Annotated in this window: 15 protein-coding genes; 4 read left to right on the plus strand and 11 right to left on the minus strand. The window is 72.0% G+C overall.

Annotated features, from left to right (window positions below; all coding sequences use genetic code 11):
- Nucleotides 1-526: 526 nt before the first annotated feature.
- Complete coding sequence (gene trpS / locus AC0665_RS13395) at nt 527-1,561, plus strand: tryptophan--tRNA ligase (protein WP_478705042.1); 1,035 nt, start codon at nt 527-529, stop codon at nt 1,559-1,561.
- Between the two features lie 43 nt (nt 1,562-1,604).
- On the opposite strand, the gene proC is transcribed toward trpS, so the two are convergent.
- From proC to AC0665_RS13420, 5 genes are all read right to left on the minus strand, one after another.
- Nucleotides 1,605-2,417: a pyrroline-5-carboxylate reductase gene (gene proC, locus AC0665_RS13400; RefSeq protein WP_363117670.1), complete on the minus strand. Its 813-nt coding sequence runs from the start codon at nt 2,415-2,417 to the stop codon at nt 1,605-1,607.
- Between the two features lie 141 nt (nt 2,418-2,558).
- On the minus strand, nt 2,559-3,347 hold the full coding sequence (locus tag AC0665_RS13405) for an ABC transporter permease (RefSeq protein ID WP_468408730.1): 789 nt from the start codon (nt 3,345-3,347) through the stop codon (nt 2,559-2,561).
- Complete coding sequence (locus AC0665_RS13410) at nt 3,344-4,174, minus strand: ABC transporter ATP-binding protein (protein WP_478705043.1); 831 nt, start codon at nt 4,172-4,174, stop codon at nt 3,344-3,346. The genes AC0665_RS13405 and AC0665_RS13410 overlap by 4 nt, the downstream gene beginning before the upstream one ends.
- 81 nt (nt 4,175-4,255) lie before the next feature.
- A complete protein-coding gene (locus AC0665_RS13415) occupies nt 4,256-5,095 on the minus strand; it encodes a class I SAM-dependent methyltransferase (protein WP_478705044.1) in 840 nt (279 codons plus the stop codon).
- A 260-nt stretch (nt 5,096-5,355) separates the two neighbouring features.
- Entirely contained in the window at nt 5,356-5,949 is a 594-nt protein-coding gene (locus tag AC0665_RS13420; protein WP_478705045.1) for a dihydrofolate reductase family protein, read from the minus strand.
- A 70-nt stretch (nt 5,950-6,019) separates the two neighbouring features.
- Here AC0665_RS13420 and AC0665_RS13425 point away from each other — a divergent pair, with 70 nt between their 5' ends.
- A complete protein-coding gene (locus tag AC0665_RS13425) occupies nt 6,020-6,598 on the plus strand; it encodes a TetR/AcrR family transcriptional regulator (RefSeq protein ID WP_478508192.1) in 579 nt (192 codons plus the stop codon).
- Nucleotides 6,599-6,661: 63 nt separating this feature from the next.
- Here AC0665_RS13425 and AC0665_RS13430 read toward each other — a convergent pair whose 3' ends face one another.
- Nucleotides 6,662-7,174: an EamA/RhaT family transporter gene (locus AC0665_RS13430; protein WP_478705046.1), complete on the minus strand. Its 513-nt coding sequence runs from the start codon at nt 7,172-7,174 to the stop codon at nt 6,662-6,664.
- A gap of 193 nt (nt 7,175-7,367) precedes the next feature.
- Nucleotides 7,368-7,694: an SH3 domain-containing protein gene (locus AC0665_RS13435; RefSeq protein WP_468408718.1), complete on the minus strand. Its 327-nt coding sequence runs from the start codon at nt 7,692-7,694 to the stop codon at nt 7,368-7,370.
- Nucleotides 7,695-7,876: 182 nt separating this feature from the next.
- On the opposite strand from AC0665_RS13435, the gene AC0665_RS13440 reads away from it, so the two are divergent.
- On the plus strand, nt 7,877-9,988 hold the full coding sequence (locus AC0665_RS13440; RefSeq protein WP_478705047.1) for a serine/threonine-protein kinase: 2,112 nt from the start codon (nt 7,877-7,879) through the stop codon (nt 9,986-9,988).
- A 49-nt stretch (nt 9,989-10,037) separates the two neighbouring features.
- On the opposite strand, the gene ilvD is transcribed toward AC0665_RS13440, so the two are convergent.
- From ilvD to AC0665_RS13460, 4 genes are all read right to left on the minus strand, one after another.
- On the minus strand, nt 10,038-11,891 hold the full coding sequence (ilvD, locus tag AC0665_RS13445) for a dihydroxy-acid dehydratase (RefSeq protein WP_478603627.1): 1,854 nt from the start codon (nt 11,889-11,891) through the stop codon (nt 10,038-10,040).
- A gap of 142 nt (nt 11,892-12,033) precedes the next feature.
- Nucleotides 12,034-12,666: a TetR/AcrR family transcriptional regulator gene (locus AC0665_RS13450; RefSeq protein ID WP_478603624.1), complete on the minus strand. Its 633-nt coding sequence runs from the start codon at nt 12,664-12,666 to the stop codon at nt 12,034-12,036.
- Nucleotides 12,663-13,487 carry a sugar phosphate isomerase/epimerase family protein gene (locus tag AC0665_RS13455; protein ID WP_478508196.1) on the minus strand — a complete coding sequence of 275 codons (825 nt, stop codon included), beginning with the start codon at nt 13,485-13,487 and terminating at the stop codon, nt 12,663-12,665. Before AC0665_RS13455 ends, AC0665_RS13450 begins: the two co-directional genes overlap by 4 nt.
- Nucleotides 13,488-13,569: 82 nt before the next feature.
- Nucleotides 13,570-14,502 carry a Ppx/GppA family phosphatase gene (locus tag AC0665_RS13460; protein WP_468635096.1) on the minus strand — a complete coding sequence of 311 codons (933 nt, stop codon included), beginning with the start codon at nt 14,500-14,502 and terminating at the stop codon, nt 13,570-13,572.
- Between the two features lie 71 nt (nt 14,503-14,573).
- On the opposite strand from AC0665_RS13460, the gene AC0665_RS13465 reads away from it, so the two are divergent.
- On the plus strand, nt 14,574-15,374 hold the full coding sequence (locus tag AC0665_RS13465; RefSeq protein WP_468408707.1) for a DUF3109 family protein: 801 nt from the start codon (nt 14,574-14,576) through the stop codon (nt 15,372-15,374).
- The last annotated feature ends 7 nt before the right edge of the window (nt 15,375-15,381 follow it).

Genomic DNA, 15,381 nt, shown 5'->3' on the forward strand with positions numbered 1-15,381 from the left:
TTTCCCTTTCCGGCGGTTCCGACTCTATCAGATCCTTTCGGGCCTGATTCCCGGTCAGCGGGAGTTGTCTTTGCGGCTGTTGGGCCGTTCCGACGAGTGAGACTTTAGCGGATTCCCCGGCTCCCGACCTAATCGGGGGCCTCGTCCTTTCGAACGGGGATTCCTCATTCCGTGAATACGTACACCAATGAAACGACGACAGAGTTCTGCCATCGAGCAGTGGTGGGTACTTGCGGATTGGCTGCCCGGGGACCGACCGGGGTCGGCGCTCACGTCGGGCAACTCGGAGAACACTACGGAGCGGGGCAGGGCGTGTCAACTCACGGGTGGACCGCCCTCCCGCGGCGTACTCTGGGCCCCATGACCACGCGTACGTGTCACCAGTCCTGGTGGGCCGCCTGACGGCGGCCGCGCTCACGTACGCACTCGACGGCCGCCGCTTCGGCGGCCGTTTCTGTTTCTCCCTCCGGCACCGCCGAGGGGCGGCCGCCCGGGGCGGTGGTCCCGACCGGAAGGTGGAGGAGAGATGACACGGGTCTTCAGCGGGGTCAAGCCGACGGGGCATCTGACGCTGGGGAACTACCTGGGGGCCATGCGGCGGTGGGCCGCGGTCGACCAGCACGAGGCCGATGCCTTGTTCTGCGTCGTCGATCTGCACGCCCTGACCATGGACCACGATCCCGCGCGGGTGCGCAGGCTCAGTCGGCAGTCGGCCACGTTGCTGCTGGCGGCCGGTCTCGATCCGGAGCTCTGCACGGTGTTCGTGCAGAGCCACGTGGACGAGCACGCCCGGCTGTCGTACGTGCTGGAGTGCGTGGCCACCGACGGTGAGATGCGGCGGATGATCCAGTACAAGGAGAAGGCCGCCCGGGAGCAGCGGCGGGGCGGGAGTGTGCGGCTGTCGCTGCTGACGTATCCCGTGCTGATGGCGGCGGACATCCTGGCGTACGGGGCCGGCGAGGTGCCGGTCGGGGACGATCAGCGCCAGCATGTGGAACTGGCGCGGGATCTGGCCGTGCGGTTCAACCAGCGCTACGGGCACACGTTCGTGGTGCCGCGGGCCACGCGGCCGGGAGTGGCGGCGCGGGTGATGAATCTGCAGGACCCGGCGTCGAAGATGGGCAAGAGCGACGACGTGGGTCCGGGGATCGTCTATCTGCTGGACGAGCCGGACGTGGTGCGGAAGAAGGTCATGCGGGCGGTGACCGACAGCGGGCGGGAGGTCGTCTACGACCGGGAGGACCGGCCGGGGCTCGCCAATCTGCTGGAGATGCTCGCCGCGTGCACGGGTGGGAGCCCTGAGGAGCTGGCCGGGGCGTACACGTCGTACGGGGATCTGAAGAGGGACACCGCCGAGGCCGTGGTCGAGGTGCTCCGGCCCCTTCAGGAGAGGCACAAGGAGTTGTGCGCGGATCCCACTCATGTGGAGGGGGTGCTGCGGGAGGGGGCGGAGCGGGCCCGGGGGATGGCCCGGCCGACGGTGGATGCCGCGTACCGGGCGATCGGGTTGCTGCCGGCCGTGACGGAGGCGGCGGGGGCCGGGTCCATGGTGGCGGTGTGAGGTGACGCCGGGTGGGGGCGGGCCGCGGGCCCGCCCCCACAGGTCAGCCGTTGTTGCCGGAGGCCAGGGCGCGGCTGCGGTCGCGGGCGGCTTCGAGGGCGGCGATGAGGGCGGCCCGTACGCCGTGGTTCTCGAGTTCGCGGATGGCGTTGATGGTGGTTCCGGCGGGGGACGTGACGTTCTCGCGGAGCTTCACCGGGTGTTCGCCGCTGTCGCGGAGCATCGTGGCGGCGCCGATCGCGGACTGGACGATCAGGTCGTGGGCCTTGTCGCGGGGCAGGCCGAGGAGGATGCCGGCGTCGGTCATGGCTTCGACGAGGTAGAAGAAGTAGGCCGGGCCCGAGCCGGAGAGGGCGGTGCAGGCGTCCTGCTGGGACTCGGGGACGCGGAGCGTCTTGCCGACGGCGCCGAAGATCTCCTCGGTGTGGGCGAGGTGGTCGGCGGTGGCGTGGGTGCCGGCGGAGATGACGGACATGGCCTCGTCGACCAGGGCGGGGGTGTTCGTCATGACGCGGACGACCGGGGTGTCGGGGGCCAGGCGTTCCTCGAAGTAGGCCGTGGGGATGCCGGCGGCGCCGCTGATGACCAGGCGGTCGGCGGGGACGTGGGGGGCGAGCTCGTCGAGCAGCGTGCCCATGTCCTGGGGTTTGACCGTGAGGATCAGGGTGTCGGCGGTCTTGGCGGCTTCGGGGTTGGTGACCGGGGTGACGCCGTAGCGGGTGCGGAGTTCTTCGGCTCGTTCCGGGCGGCGGGCGGTGACCAGGAGGTCGGACGGGGTCCAGCCGGCGCGGATCATTCCGCTGAGCAGGGCTTCGCCGATCTTGCCGGTGCCGAGGACTGCGACTTTCTGGGTCATGGCGCGGGGTGCCTCCGAAGGGTGCGTCGTCCGGGGTCCATCCTCGCACCGGGGAGTGGGGGGCGGCTCGGGTGTCCGCTGGGCGGGATGCGGGGCCCGGTGGCTGCCCGGGGAGGCACTCGGGGCGGTTGCGCGGGGTGGTTACGCCGTCCTGCGCCTGAGGGTGGCCGCGCCCAGGATCAGGACCAGGAGTGCGCAGCCCGCGACGATCAGGGCGTCGCGTACGAACGTGGCGGTCATGTCGGTGTGGCGGAGCACCTCGTTCATGCCGTCGACGGCGTACGACATGGGCAGCACGTCGGAGACGGCTTCCAGGGCCGGGTGCATGGCGTCGCGCGGGGTGAACAGGCCGCACAGGAGGAGCTGGGGGAAGATCACCGCCGGCATGAACTGGACCGCCTGGAACTCCGAGGCCGCGAAGGCCGAGACGAAGAGGCCGAGGGCCGTGCCGAGGAGGGCGTCCAGGAGGGCCACGAGCAGCAGGAGCCAGGGGCTGCCGGTGACGTCGAGGCCGAGGAAGAAGACCGCGAGGCCGGTGGCCAGGGCGGACTGGATGATCGCCAGGGTGCCGAACGCCAGGGCGTAGCCGGCGATCAGGTCGCCCTTGCCGAGGGGCATGGCGAGGAGGCGTTCGAGGGTGCCCGAGGTGCGTTCGCGCAGGGTGGCGATGGACGTCACCAGGAACATCGTGATGAGGGGGAAGATCCCGAGCAGGGACGCGCCGATGTTGTCGAAGGTGCGCGGGCTGCCGTCGAAGACGTAGCGCAGCAGGAACAGCATCACGCAGGGGATGAGGATCAGCAGGGCGATGGTGCGCGGGTCGTGGGTGAGCTGGCGCAGGACCCGGGCGGCGGTGGCGGTGGTGCGGGAGGCGCTGAGGGCTCGCGGGGGGCCTGCCGGCCGGGCCTCGGGGGTGGTGCTGGTGGTCATCGGGTCGTCTCCTTCGTGCGGGCTGCCGCTTTCGCCTCGTCCACCAGGTGGAGGAAGGCCTGTTCGACCGTGTCGGCGCCGGTGCGGGCGCGCAGGTCGTCGGGGGTGTCTCCCCCAGCCTCCGGCCGGGAGGTGCCCCCAGCCAGGAGCTCGCCGTCGCGCATGAGGAGGAGGCGGTGGCAGCGCTCGGCCTCGTCCATGACGTGGGAGGAGACGAGGAGGGTCGCGCCGCGGCGGGTCGCGAGGTCGTGGAAGAGGTTCCACAGGTCGCGGCGCAGGACCGGGTCGAGGCCGACGGTGGGTTCGTCGAGGATCAGGAGCTCGGGGGTGCCGAGGAGGGCGACGGCCAGGGAGACGCGGTTGCGCTGGCCGCCGGAGAGGTTGCCGGCCAGGGCGTCGGCGTGGGTGGTGAGGTCGACGTCGGCGATGGCCCGGGTGACGCTCTCGGCCCGGTGAGCGGCGGCCGCCCGGCCGGGGTTCAGGATCGCGGCGAAGTAGTCGAGGTTCTGGCGGACGGTCAGGTCGTCGTAGACGGAGGGGGCTTGGGTGACGTAGCCGATGCGGTTGCGCAGGGTGGGGTGGCCGGCGGGGTGGCCGAGGACGTCGAGGGTGCCGGTGACGTTGGCCTGGCTGCCGACCAGGGCGCGCATGAGGGTGGACTTGCCGCAGCCGGAGGGGCCGAGGAGGCCGGTGATGCGGCCCCGGGGGACGGTGAAGCCGAGGTTGCGCAGGACCGTGCGGGGGCCGCGGACGACGGTGAGGTTCTCGGCGTGGACGGCCGGCGTGTCCGGGCCCGGGCGTGGCGAGCCGGGAGCATTATTCATCATGTGATGAATAATGCTCCCGGGGTCCGGACGCGTCAAGCGGCTGTGGGGGGTGGGCCCGGGCCTCCTTCGGGCGGGTGCGCGTCAGGCCGGGGTCGCGGCGAGGAGCAGGACGACCTCGTAGACCTCCTCCACGAAGCCGTCCGGGAAGGCCCGGAGGAGGTGTTCGCGCTCCTCGGTCAGGAACGCCGCGGTGTGTTCGGCGCCGTGGACGAGGAAGACCGAGTGGCTGCCGATGTTGGCGAGGTGGGTGTCGACCGGGACGCGGCGGCTCCAGCGGACCGTGCGGCGGGTGAAGCCGAGGCGGCCGGTGGGGTCGGCGGCGCGGGCGTTGACGTTGCGTTTCTCCGCGGAGACGTCGATGCCGAAGTGGCGCGCGGTGCGGGCGGCGGCCTCGGCGATCCAGGGCACGTCGAGGGCCTCGGTGTTCCACCAGAGGGCGAGGGCGCCGCCGGGGCGCAGGACGCGCAGGGCTTCCGGGACGGCGCGGGCGGGGTCGGTCCAGTGCCAGGCCTGGGCGTAGGTGACGAGGTCGACGGAGGCGTCGGCGAGGGGGAGGTCGTCGCCCGTGCCGCGGACGACCGGGATGCCGGGGAGGGCGCGGCGGAACTGGGCCGCCATGCCGTCACCGGGTTCCACGGCGACGACGTGCGCGCCCCTGGCGTGCAGGAGGGCGGTGGCGATGCCGGTGCCGGCGCCGACGTCCGCGACGCGCGTGCCGGTGAGGGGGCGGCCGGTCAGCTCCTCTATCGCGTCGAAGAGAGCCGGGGGGTAGGAGGGCCGGTTGGCCGCGTACTGGGCCGCGGCGGCGTTGAAGGAGTGGGCCCGGGCGGCCCGGGAGGGCTCGGGGGCGGGATGGTCGGCGGGGGGTTCGGGGGTGCGGTCGGCTCCGGTGGGGTGGTGGGCGGTGGGAGGTGTGGTCATGGGGCCATGGTGGCCGGGGGCGGGGTGGGGTGCGGTGAGATTTCGGTGAGATCGGCGGGGGTTGGGGCTGGGCCGGGGGGCGAAGGGCTTCGGGCGTGCGCGGTGGCGGGGCTTCGGAAACCCGGGGGTTCGGAACGCCCGGGCTTCGAGCGGGCGTGGGGCGCCGGGGGCAGGCTGAGGTGCGGGGATGGCGCCCGGGGTGACAGCCCTCGGGGGATGGAGGGGGGCGCTTGCCGGGGAGACCTCTGGCCAGGCCGGCGCTAGCGGCGGGTGAGGCGGGTGAGAGTGACTCCGTTGGGGAAGGCGGTGCGCTCGGCGACATCGAAGACCGTGGGGTCGAAGGTGCCGTCGAAGGCCGGGATCCCGGCGCCGGCGACCACCGGGTAGTGCTTGACGACCAGTTCGTCGATCTCGGGCAGGAGGGCACCGGCGAGCTTGCCGCCGCCGCAGAGCCAGATGTCCAGGTCGGTGTCCTCCTCCTGCTTGAGGTCGCGTACGAGGGTGCGCGGATCGCCCGCAGCGACGGTGACGGCCGGGTCGACGGCCGGGTCCAGCGCGCTGGAGACCACGTACTGGCGCAGGTGGGCGTAGGGGCTGGTGATTCCCTGGTCGAGAGACGGGCGGTAGGTGCCGAGGCCCATGACGACGGTGTCGAACCGCCGGTTCGGTGCGTCGGTGAGGCCTACGGCGGCCCGGTAGGCGGTCGGAAGGGTCTCGGGGTAGAGGCCGTTGACCCAGGCGGCGTAGGCGGCGCTCTGCTGTTCGTCGCCGGCGGGGAAGAAGTCGTACTCGCCGTGCGGGCCTGCGATGCGGCCGTCGAGCGTGACGGCGATGTAGTACACGAGCTTCCGCACGTTGGCCACTCCAAACGTAGTACTCTATGCGTAGTGGTTTGAAGCTAGTACTACAGATGGAGTGGTGTCAATGGTCAGGCGGAACGATCAGCGGCGCGCCGCCCTCGTCGATGCGGCGATCGAGGTGCTGGCCGGTGAGGGCGCACGAGGGCTGACGTTCCGGGCGGTGGACGCCGCGGCCGCCGTTCCGGCCGGGACCGCCTCCAACTACTTCGCCAACCGGGACGACCTGCTCACCCAGGCAGGGGCCCGGGTCTATGAGCGGCTCCAGCCCGACGAGGCGACGATCGCGCGCCAGCAGGCGGCCGGCCGCGACCGGGAGAGCTACACGGCGTTGATGCGGGAGCTCGTCGGCCGCGTCGCCGGCTTCCGCACCGGCTATCTCGCCCTGCTCGAACTGCGCCTAGAGGCCACCCGCCGCCCCGAACTGCGCAAGGTCCTCACCGAGCGGGTGCGCGCCGACGTCGACGCCAATGTCGCCCACCACGAAGCCTCCGGGCTCCCCGGCGACGCCATGGCCGTGAAGCTGCTCATGCTGACGCTGAACTGGCTGATCGTCGAGCAGCTCACCCTGCCGGACGTCTTCGACGAGGCAGAGCGCGAACAACTGGTCACGGCAGCGGTCGAGCGCATCGTGGCGGCGCGGTAGAGGCCGGGAGCCTCGGGCGGATTCCGGCAGAGGGGCCCGGGCCCGGTGCGATGCGCCGGGGCGCTACCTGCGGCGGCGGTTCCTCGGGTTGCCCGAGCGTCGGGTCGTGCGCTGCTCGTACTGTCTGCGGGCCTCTTCGTACTCCTCGCGGTGCCGCTTCTCCCCTGGCGCCTCGGTGAGGGAGCGGAAGAAGTAGGCGAGGAGCGAGCCGACGAAGCCGATGGTCAGCAGGCCGCGCAGGGATGCCTGGCGGTCGGGGTCGGGGCGGCGGGTGAAGCCGTCCCAGGTGTGGCGGAAGGCCATCGCGCTGCACACCGCGAACATCACGACCATGAGGAGCGTGACGAAACCACCGATCGCGGCGATCTGGAGCCCCTGGTAGGCGAGGCGCAGGACGAGGCAGGAGACGGCCGCGGCGGTGAGAGAACCGGCGGCGACCGCGATACGGCGGGCGGTGTAGCCGCTGTCGTGGTGCAGCCAGGTCGTGCCGAAGAAGCGCAGGGGCTCGGGGCGGGGGCCGAGGCGCCCGGCCGTGGAGCCCGCGGGGGCGGCAGGGGTGCTGTCGTCTGCACTCACAGGTCGATTATGACCACTGCCGGGCCGCGGGCTCCGTGCGGGCCAGGGCGGCGTGGGCGCCGGACTCCGTGCGGGCCGGGTACTTCGCGGACACGACCTACCCGCAGCGCGAGGCGACGTAGCCGTCGCTGCCCGTCTTCACGTAGGCGTCCGGGACGAATGCGCCGTTGGTCCCGGAGTCGTGGCGGCCGGATCAGGAGCAGCGCGGACGGACGTAGCCGTCGCTGCCGGTGTTCACGTAGGCGTCCGAGACGTACTGACCGTTGTCGATGTTGTCCCAGATGTTCGTCGTGCCGTACGGGCCCGTCACCGAGGTGCCCGGCGACTGGCAGTAGATCGGGACCTTCGCCCCTTCGGGCAGGATCCGGATCACGGTGTAGTTGGTGCCGGGTCCGCTGCGGACGTTGACACGGGCGCCCGGCGCGACCGAGTAATAGCGCAGGGCCGTGGTGGTGACCTCGGCGCCGGCCGCTTCCGTCACCTGGCCGCTCAGCGTCTCTTCGACACGGTCGACAGACATGAAAAATCCCCCCGTTACAACCCCATGACTGCCATGGGGCCCCGTTGATTCCCCCGCGTCACGTCGTGAAACACACGTGCGCGACTCGCACGCGGAGACTAGCAAGCCGCCTCTGTCCCGAACGAGCCATCGACTAGGCTCCGTGCGTCGCGCGCGCGGACGAAGAGCACGGGGGTGGGTCCATGGCGCCACAGAGCGGTACCGGAACGGGCCCGGAAGCGGAACTTCCCGAATACGCCGGCCACTACCGGCTGGAGTCGATCCTGGGCTCCGGGGGCATGGGTGTCGTGCATCTCGCCCGCAGTACCTCGGGGATGAAGCTCGCGGTGAAGGTCGTCCACGCCGAGTTCGCCAGGGACCCCGAGTTCAGAGGTCGGTTCAGACAGGAGGTGGCGGCCGCTCGGCAGGTCAGCGGTGCCTTCACCGCGTCCGTCGTCGACGCCGACTCGGAGGCCGAACGGCCCTGGATGGCCACCCTGTTCATCCCCGGGCCGACCCTGTCCGGCCATGTGAAGCGGAACGGGGCCATGAATCCCGCCGAGTTGCGCCGCCTGATGGCCGGACTGGCCGAGGCGCTGCGCGACATCCACCGGGTCGGTGTGGTGCACAGGGATCTCAAACCGAGCAATGTGCTCCTCGCCGAGGACGGGCCCAAAGTCATCGACTTCGGCATCTCCCGGCCCAAGGACAGCGAACTGCGCACCGAGACGGGCAAGTTGATCGGGACCCCGCCGTTCATGGCACCGGAGCAGTTCCGGCGCCCCCGGGAAGTGGGGCCCGCCGCCGACGTCTTCGCGCTCGGGTCGGTGATGGTGCACGCGGCCACGGGGCGCGGGCCGTTCGACTCCGACAGTCCGTACGTCGTCGCCTACCAGGTCGTCCATGACGAACCGGACCTGGCCGGAGTGCCGGAGAGTCTCGCGCCGCTCGTGGCGCGGTGTCTGGCCAAGGAGCCCGAGGACCGGCCGACCCCGGACGAGCTGATGCGGGAACTGCGGTCGGTGGCGGCGTCGTACGACACCCAGGTGTTCATACCGGCACAACGGGCGGGAGACCCGCCGGAGCCCGAGCCGGGCCCGGAGCGGCGCGTCCCCGAGCCCGGACGGCGGTCCTGGAGACTCCCCGGCAGGTGGCCGCTGGTCGGGACCGGGCTCCTCGGCCTGGCCGCCATCGCCGCGGTGACCTCCGTGCAGCTGCTCGGCGGTGACGATCCGGCACCCGCGGGCGGCAGCGCGCCGCGCGCCAGGGCGGCGGGAGTGAGCCCGTGGGAGACGACGTCGGCGCCCGAGAAGGGGACGCCGCAGTGCTCCCAGGGAGAGGGGGTGCTGGTCTGCGCGCAGACGGGTCGTGTCTTCGCGCTCGACCCGTCCGACGGGCGCCGGTTGTGGCAGCGCACCGGCGCCACGGCGCAGGGCGGACGGCCGGTCGTGTCAGGCGGCCTGGTGCAGCCCGCGCTGGACCGGGGCACGCGGCTGGAGGCCTTCGAGCCCGCCTCGGGCAGGACGCGCTGGCGGCAGACGGTGCCGTCGTACAGCGGGCTGGCGCATGCGGGGGGCATGCTCCTGGTCACCGGCGCCGACGGCACGGTCACCGGCGTGGACAGCGCTACCGGGCGGACGAAGTGGAACCGCCGCATCCAGGGGCACCGGGCCCCGTACTTCACGTCCTTCTCCGCCGACCCGTCGGCCTATGCGACGAGCACGTCGGACGACGGGTCGAGCACCCGCGTCACCGCGGTCGCCCCGGAGACGGGCGAAGTCCGATGGGACGTACGGCTGAAGGGGTCGTTGCAGCCCGTCGGCGCGGCCGGCGGTTCCCTCGTCCTCGTCTCCGTCGACGCGGTCTACGGATCGACGAAGGCCGTGGTGCGCTACACGCCGCGCGACGGGACATCCCGTCGGGTGGTGCTGCCCGTCCCGCTCGAGCGGTCGCAGGCCACGGTGCGCGGCGACGTCGTGTATCTGATGGGGGACGGCGGATCGCTGGTGGCCGTCGACCTGCGTGCGCGTCGGCGGCTCTGGAGCCTGGAGACCGCGGTGACCCGGGGCTCCGCGCCGGTGGCCGACGGCCGGTACGTCTACTTCTCCGCCCCCGACGGGCGCCTGCTCGGCGTGGACGCACGTGAGGGCCGGCTCCTCGGGCAGACGCCCCCGCGGCTCGGCACGAACGCGGAACGGGTCGCGGACGCGGTCCCCGCCCCCGTGCTCGCCGACGGCCGTCTTTGCGCCACCGCGCCCGACGGCACCGTCTTCGCCGTCCCCGCGGGCGATCCCGCCGGCTGGCGGCACGAATGAGGGCCGCCCCCCGGCAACGGGGGACGGCCCTGAGTCCACGGCGGGTTGGTCAGCCCAGCTTCGACACGTCCCGCACGGCGCCCTTGTCCGCGCTGGTCGCCATCGCCGCGTAGGCCCGCAGCGCGGCCGAGACCTTGCGCTCGCGGTTCTTCGGGGCGTAGACGCCGTTCAACGCCTGCTCGCGGCGGATCAGCTCGGCGTCGTCCACCAGCAGCTCGATGGAGCGGTTCGGGATGTCGATGCGGATGCGGTCGCCGTCCTCGACCAGGGCGATGGTGCCGCCCGCGGCCGCCTCGGGCGAGGCGTGGCCGATGGACAGGCCCGAGGTGCCGCCGGAGAAGCGGCCGTCGGTGACCAGCGCGCAGGTCTTGCCCAGGCCGCGGCCCTTCAGGTACGAGGTCGGGTAGAGCATCTCCTGCATGCCGGGGCCGCCCTTGGGGCCCTCGTAGCGGATGACGACGACGTCGCCCTCCTTGACCTGCTGGGTGAGGATCTTCTGCACGGCCTCCTCCTGCGACTCGCAGACGACCGCCGGGCCCTCGAAGGTCCAGATGGACTCGTCGACGCCGGCCGTCTTCACGACGCAGCCGTCCACGGCCAGGTTGCCCTTGAGGACCGCGAGGCCGCCGTCCTTGGAGTAGGCGTGCTCGGCGGAGCGGATGCAGCCGCCCTCCGCGTCCTCGTCCAGGGCCTCCCAGCGCTCGGACTGGGAGAAGGCCTCGGCGGAGCGGACGCAGCCGGGGGCCGCGTGCCACAGCTCGATCGCCTCCGGGGACGGCGAGCCGCCGCGCACGTCCCAGGTCTTTAGCCAGTCGGCGAGGGAGGGGCTGTGGACGCAGTGCACGTCCTCGTTGAGCAGCCCGGCGCGGTGCAGCTCGCCCAGCAGGGCGGGGATGCCGCCGGCGCGGTGCACGTCCTCCATGTAGTACGTGCGGTCCTTGGCCACGTTCGGGGCGACCTTGGCCAGGCACGGCACACGGCGGGAGACCTCGTTGATCTCCTCCAGGCCGAAGGGGACGCCCGCCTCCTGGGCGGCGGCCAGCAGATGCAGGATCGTGTTGGTGGAGCCGCCCATGGCGATGTCGAGGGCCATGGCGTTCTCGAAGGCTGCGAAGGACGCCACGCTGCGCGGCAGGACCGTCTCGTCGTCCTGCTCGTAGTAGCGGCGGGTGATGTCCATGACCGTCTTGGCCGCGTTGACGTACAGCTGCTTGCGGGCGGTGTGGGTGGCGAGGACCGAGCCGTTGCCCGGCAGGGACAGGCCGATGGCCTCGGTCAGGCAGTTCATCGAGTTGGCGGTGAACATGCCGGAACACGAGCCGCAGGTCGGGCAGGCGTTCTCCTCGATGCGGAGGATGTCCTCGTCGGAGATCTTGTCGTTCACGGCGTCGGAGATCGCGTCGACCAGGTCGAGCGTGCGGACCGTGCCGTCGACCAGGGTGGCGCGGCCGGACTCCATGGGGCCGCCGGAGACGAACACCGTCGGGATGTTCAGCCGCAGGGCGGCGTTGAGCATGCCCGGGGTGATCTTGTCGCAGTTGGAGATGCAGATCAGGGCGTCGGCGCAGTGGGCCTCCACCATGTACTCCACGCTGTCCGCGATCAGGTCGCGCGAGGGCAGGGAGTAGAGCATGCCGCCGTGGCCCATGGCGATGCCGTCGTCCACGGCGATCGTGTTGAACTCGCGCGGGATGCCGCCGGCCTCGATCACCGCCTCGCTGACGATCCGGCCGACCGGCGCCAGGTGCGTGTGGCCGGGGACGAACTCCGTGAAGCTGTTGGCGACCGCGATGATCGGCTTGCGGCCGATGTCCCCGCCCGGTACACCGGAGGCGCGCATCAGGGCGCGGGCGCCCGCCATGTTGCGGCCGTGGGTGACTGTGCGGGACCTCAGCTCGGGCATCGTCGCTCGCTCCTTCAGAGACTGCGTCAGAGGATTCGGACACTTCTGACTGCTACCGAGCGTACGCCGGTCATCCAGAGGGCGGGACGGAGTGTCCGGAATGCGGGACGGCCGTCTCGGAGACGGCGGCGCGGCGTGCACCCTACGGGCCGGTCAGGTGCCCCTGAACGACGGGTGCGATGCGCGCGATGATCTGCTCCGGGTCCGCGGAGGCCAGCGGCTCGACCTTGACGACGTACCGCAGGATCGCGGTGCCGACCAGCTGCGCGGCGGCCAGCTCGGCCCGCAGCTCGGCGTCCGGCTGCTCCAGCCGGCCGGCGATGCGGCGCAGCACCTGGGTGGCGACGATCCGGCGGAAGACGGCGGCCGCGGTCTCGTTGGTGAGGGCGGAGCGGACGATGGCGAGCACGGGCGCGCGGGTCGCCGGGTTCTCCCAGACTCCGAAGAAGAACCGGGCCAGGCGCTCCCCCACCCCGTCGAGCGGGCCCTCCTCGATGGCCTTGGGGGCTTGCAGGGCGGGCCCGAAGGACTGGGTGATCGCCGCCTCGAAGACCTGCTCCTTCGTGCCGAAGTAGTGGTGCACGAGGGCGGAGTCGACACCCGCCGACTTGGCGATGCCGCGCACGGACGTCTTCTCGTAGCCGCGCTCGGAGAACTCGTCGCGGGCGGCGGTCAGGATGCGGTCGCGGGTGTCGGCCGACTCGGTGCGCGGGGGGCGGCCGCGACGGCGGGCGGCGGTGCCGGACCCGCCGCCGGCCGGGGGCCGGTCGGTCATCGCCGCGGCACCTTCACGGCCGAGGCCAGATGCAGGCGGGTGAAGGCCAGGGCCTCCGCCAGGTCGGCCTCGCGCTCCGCGCTCGACATCGCGCGGCGGGTGTTGACCTCGATGACGACATGCCCGTCGAAGCCGGTCAGGGCGAGGCGCTCCAGCACCTCGGCGCAGGGCTGGGTGCCGCGGCCGGGCACCAGGTGCTCGTCCTTGGCGGAACCCCGGCCGTCGGCGAGGTGGACGTGGCCGAGCCGGTCCCCCATGCGGTCGACCATGTCCAGGGCGTCGGAGCGGGCCGTCGCGGTGTGGCTGAGGTCGATCGTGAAGTGCCGGTAGTCGTCCTTCGTCACGTCCCAGTCGGGGGCGTACGCGAGCATCTCGCGGTCGCGGTAGCGCCACGGGTACATGTTTTCGACGGCGAACCGTACGTCCGTCTCGTCGGCCATGCGCCAGATGCCGGTGACGAAGTCCCGGGCGTACTGGCGCTGCCAGCGGAACGGGGGGTGGACGACGACCGTGCTCGCGCCGAGCTTCTCCGCCGCCGTGCGGGCCCGCTGGAGTTTGGTCCACGGGTCGGTGGACCAGACGCGCTGCGTGATGAGCAGGCAGGGGGCGTGCACGGCCAGGATCGGGATGCGGTGGTAGTCGCTGAGTCTGCGCAGGGCCTCGATGTCCTGGCTGACCGGGTCGGTCCAGACCATGACCTCGACTCCGTCGTAGCCGAGGCGCGCGGCGATCTCGAAGGCCGTGGCCGTCGACTCCGGGTAGACCGAGGCCGTCGACAGGGCGACCTTCGCGTCCGGGATCTTCACGGCTGGCTCTGCCATGCAGGACAGGTTACGGGGTGTGGTCGGGGTGAAGTGGGGGCTCTCTTCGCCGTTGTGGTGTTTGCCATAGCAGTGGGATCCTCTACACCGACTCCATGTGATCCAGGCGACGCAGGATCACGCCTTCGCGCAGCGCCCAGGGGCATATCTCGACCCGCTCCACGCCGAAGAGGTCCAAGGTGGCCTCGGCCACCAGGGCGCCCGCCAGGAGCTGACCGGCCCGGCCCTCCGAGACGCCCGGCAGCTCCGCGCGCTCGCGCTCCGTCATGGCCGCCAGTCGCGGGACCCAGCCCTCCAAGGACTCCCGCTTTAGCTCGCGCTGGACGTAGAGGCCCTCGGCGGAGCGGGCGGCACCGGCGAGGCGGGCCAGCTGCTTGAAGGTCTTCGAGGTGGCGACGACGTGGTCGGGGGCGCCGAAGCGGCTGAACTCGCCGACCGTGCGGGCGATCTCGGTGCGCACATGGCGGCGCAGGGCGCGGACGTCGTCCGGGTCGGGCGGATCGCCGGGCAGCCAGCCGGCGGTGAGGCGTCCGGCGCCCAGGGGGAGGGAGGCGGCCGCGTCGGGCTCCTCGTCCATGCCGTAGGCGATCTCCAGGGATCCGCCGCCGATGTCCAGGACGAGCAGCTTTCCGGCGGACCAGCCGAACCAGCGGCGGGCGGCGAGGAAGGTGAGGCGGGCCTCCTCCTCGCCGGTGAGGACCTGGAGCTCGACACCGGTCTCGGCGCGCACCCGGGCCAGGACGTCGTCGGCGTTGCCGGCCTCGCGCACGGCGGAGGTGGCGAACGGGAGCAGGTCCTCGACGCCCTTGTCCTCGGCGGCCTGGAGGGCCTCCCGGATGACCGAGACCAGTCGGTCGACGCCGTGCGGGCCGATCGCGCCGTCTTCTTCGAGGAGCTGGGCGAGGCGCAGTTCCGCCTTGTGCGAGTGCGCGGGAAGCGGGCACGCGCCGGGGTGCGCGTCCACCACGAGCAGATGCACCGTGTTCGATCCCACGTCGAGGACACCGAGTCTCATGTACGGCACGCTACTGCCCACCGGGCCGTCCGCCGTCCTCGGTGGGGGTACGAGGCCCGTACCCTGGACTCGTGCCAAAGACGAAAAAGGCCAAGCGCGACAAATCACCTGGCGTCGCGGTACCCGACGAGCAGGGCCTGGACTTCGCCCGCGCGTGGGTGGAGTTTCCCGATCCGGCGGACGACGAGCAGGTGTTCCGCTGCGATCTGACATGGCTGACCTCTCGCTGGAACTGCATCTTCGGCAGCGGCTGCCAGGGCATCCAGGCGGGCCGCGCGGACGACGGGTGCTGCACGTTGGGTGCCCACTTCTCCGACGAGGACGACGAGAAGCGCGTGGCCGGGCATGTGGCCAGGCTCACGCCGGACATCTGGCAGCACCACGCCGAGGGCACGCGGAACGGCTGGGTCTCCGAGGACGAGGACGGCGATCGGCAGACGCGGCCCTTCCAGGGCTCGTGCATCTTCCAGAACCGGCCCGGCTTCCCGGGCGGCATGGGCTGCTCGCTGCACATCCTGGCCCTGAAGGAGGGCCGCGAGCCGCTGGAGACCAAGCCGGACGTGTGCTGGCAGCTGCCGGTGCGGCGGACGTACGAGTGGATCGACCGGCCCGACGACACCCGCGTCCTTCAGGTGTCGATCGGCGAGTACGACCGCCGGGGCTGGGGCCCGGGCGGTCATGACCTGCACTGGTGGTGCACGTCGGCGACCTCGGCGCACGGTGCGGGCGACCCCGTCTACGTCTCCTACCGGCCCGAGCTGATCGAGCTGATGGGCAAGGCCGGCTACGACCGGCTGGTCGAGCTGTGCGAGGAGCGGCTGGCCTCGCAGTTGCCGCTGCTGGCACCGCACCCCGCGGATCCGGTGGTCTGAGCGGCCG

This window comes from Streptomyces sp. NPDC043685, assembly GCF_056436585.1.

Excerpts from the sequence above, each read along its gene's own strand:
- AC0665_RS13455 (WP_478508196.1), bottom strand. The coding sequence starts at position 13,487 with ATGGCAGAGCCAGCCGTGAAGATCCCGGACGCGAAGGTCGCCCTGTCG.
- AC0665_RS13425 (WP_478508192.1), top strand. The coding sequence starts at position 6,020 with ATGGTCAGGCGGAACGATCAGCGGCGCGCCGCCCTCGTCGATGCGGCG.
- AC0665_RS13450 (WP_478603624.1), bottom strand. The coding sequence starts at position 12,666 with ATGACCGACCGGCCCCCGGCCGGCGGCGGGTCCGGCACCGCCGCCCGC.
- AC0665_RS13460 (WP_468635096.1), bottom strand. The coding sequence starts at position 14,502 with ATGAGACTCGGTGTCCTCGACGTGGGATCGAACACGGTGCATCTGCTC.
- proC (WP_363117670.1), bottom strand. The coding sequence starts at position 2,417 with ATGACCCAGAAAGTCGCAGTCCTCGGCACCGGCAAGATCGGCGAAGCC.
- AC0665_RS13405 (WP_468408730.1), bottom strand. The coding sequence starts at position 3,347 with ATGACCACCAGCACCACCCCCGAGGCCCGGCCGGCAGGCCCCCCGCGA.
- AC0665_RS13435 (WP_468408718.1), bottom strand. The coding sequence starts at position 7,694 with ATGTCTGTCGACCGTGTCGAAGAGACGCTGAGCGGCCAGGTGACGGAA.
- trpS (WP_478705042.1), top strand. The coding sequence starts at position 527 with ATGACACGGGTCTTCAGCGGGGTCAAGCCGACGGGGCATCTGACGCTG.
- AC0665_RS13440 (WP_478705047.1), top strand. The coding sequence starts at position 7,877 with ATGGCGCCACAGAGCGGTACCGGAACGGGCCCGGAAGCGGAACTTCCC.
- AC0665_RS13410 (WP_478705043.1), bottom strand. The coding sequence starts at position 4,174 with ATGATGAATAATGCTCCCGGCTCGCCACGCCCGGGCCCGGACACGCCG.
- AC0665_RS13415 (WP_478705044.1), bottom strand. The coding sequence starts at position 5,095 with ATGACCACACCTCCCACCGCCCACCACCCCACCGGAGCCGACCGCACC.
- ilvD (WP_478603627.1), bottom strand. The coding sequence starts at position 11,891 with ATGCCCGAGCTGAGGTCCCGCACAGTCACCCACGGCCGCAACATGGCG.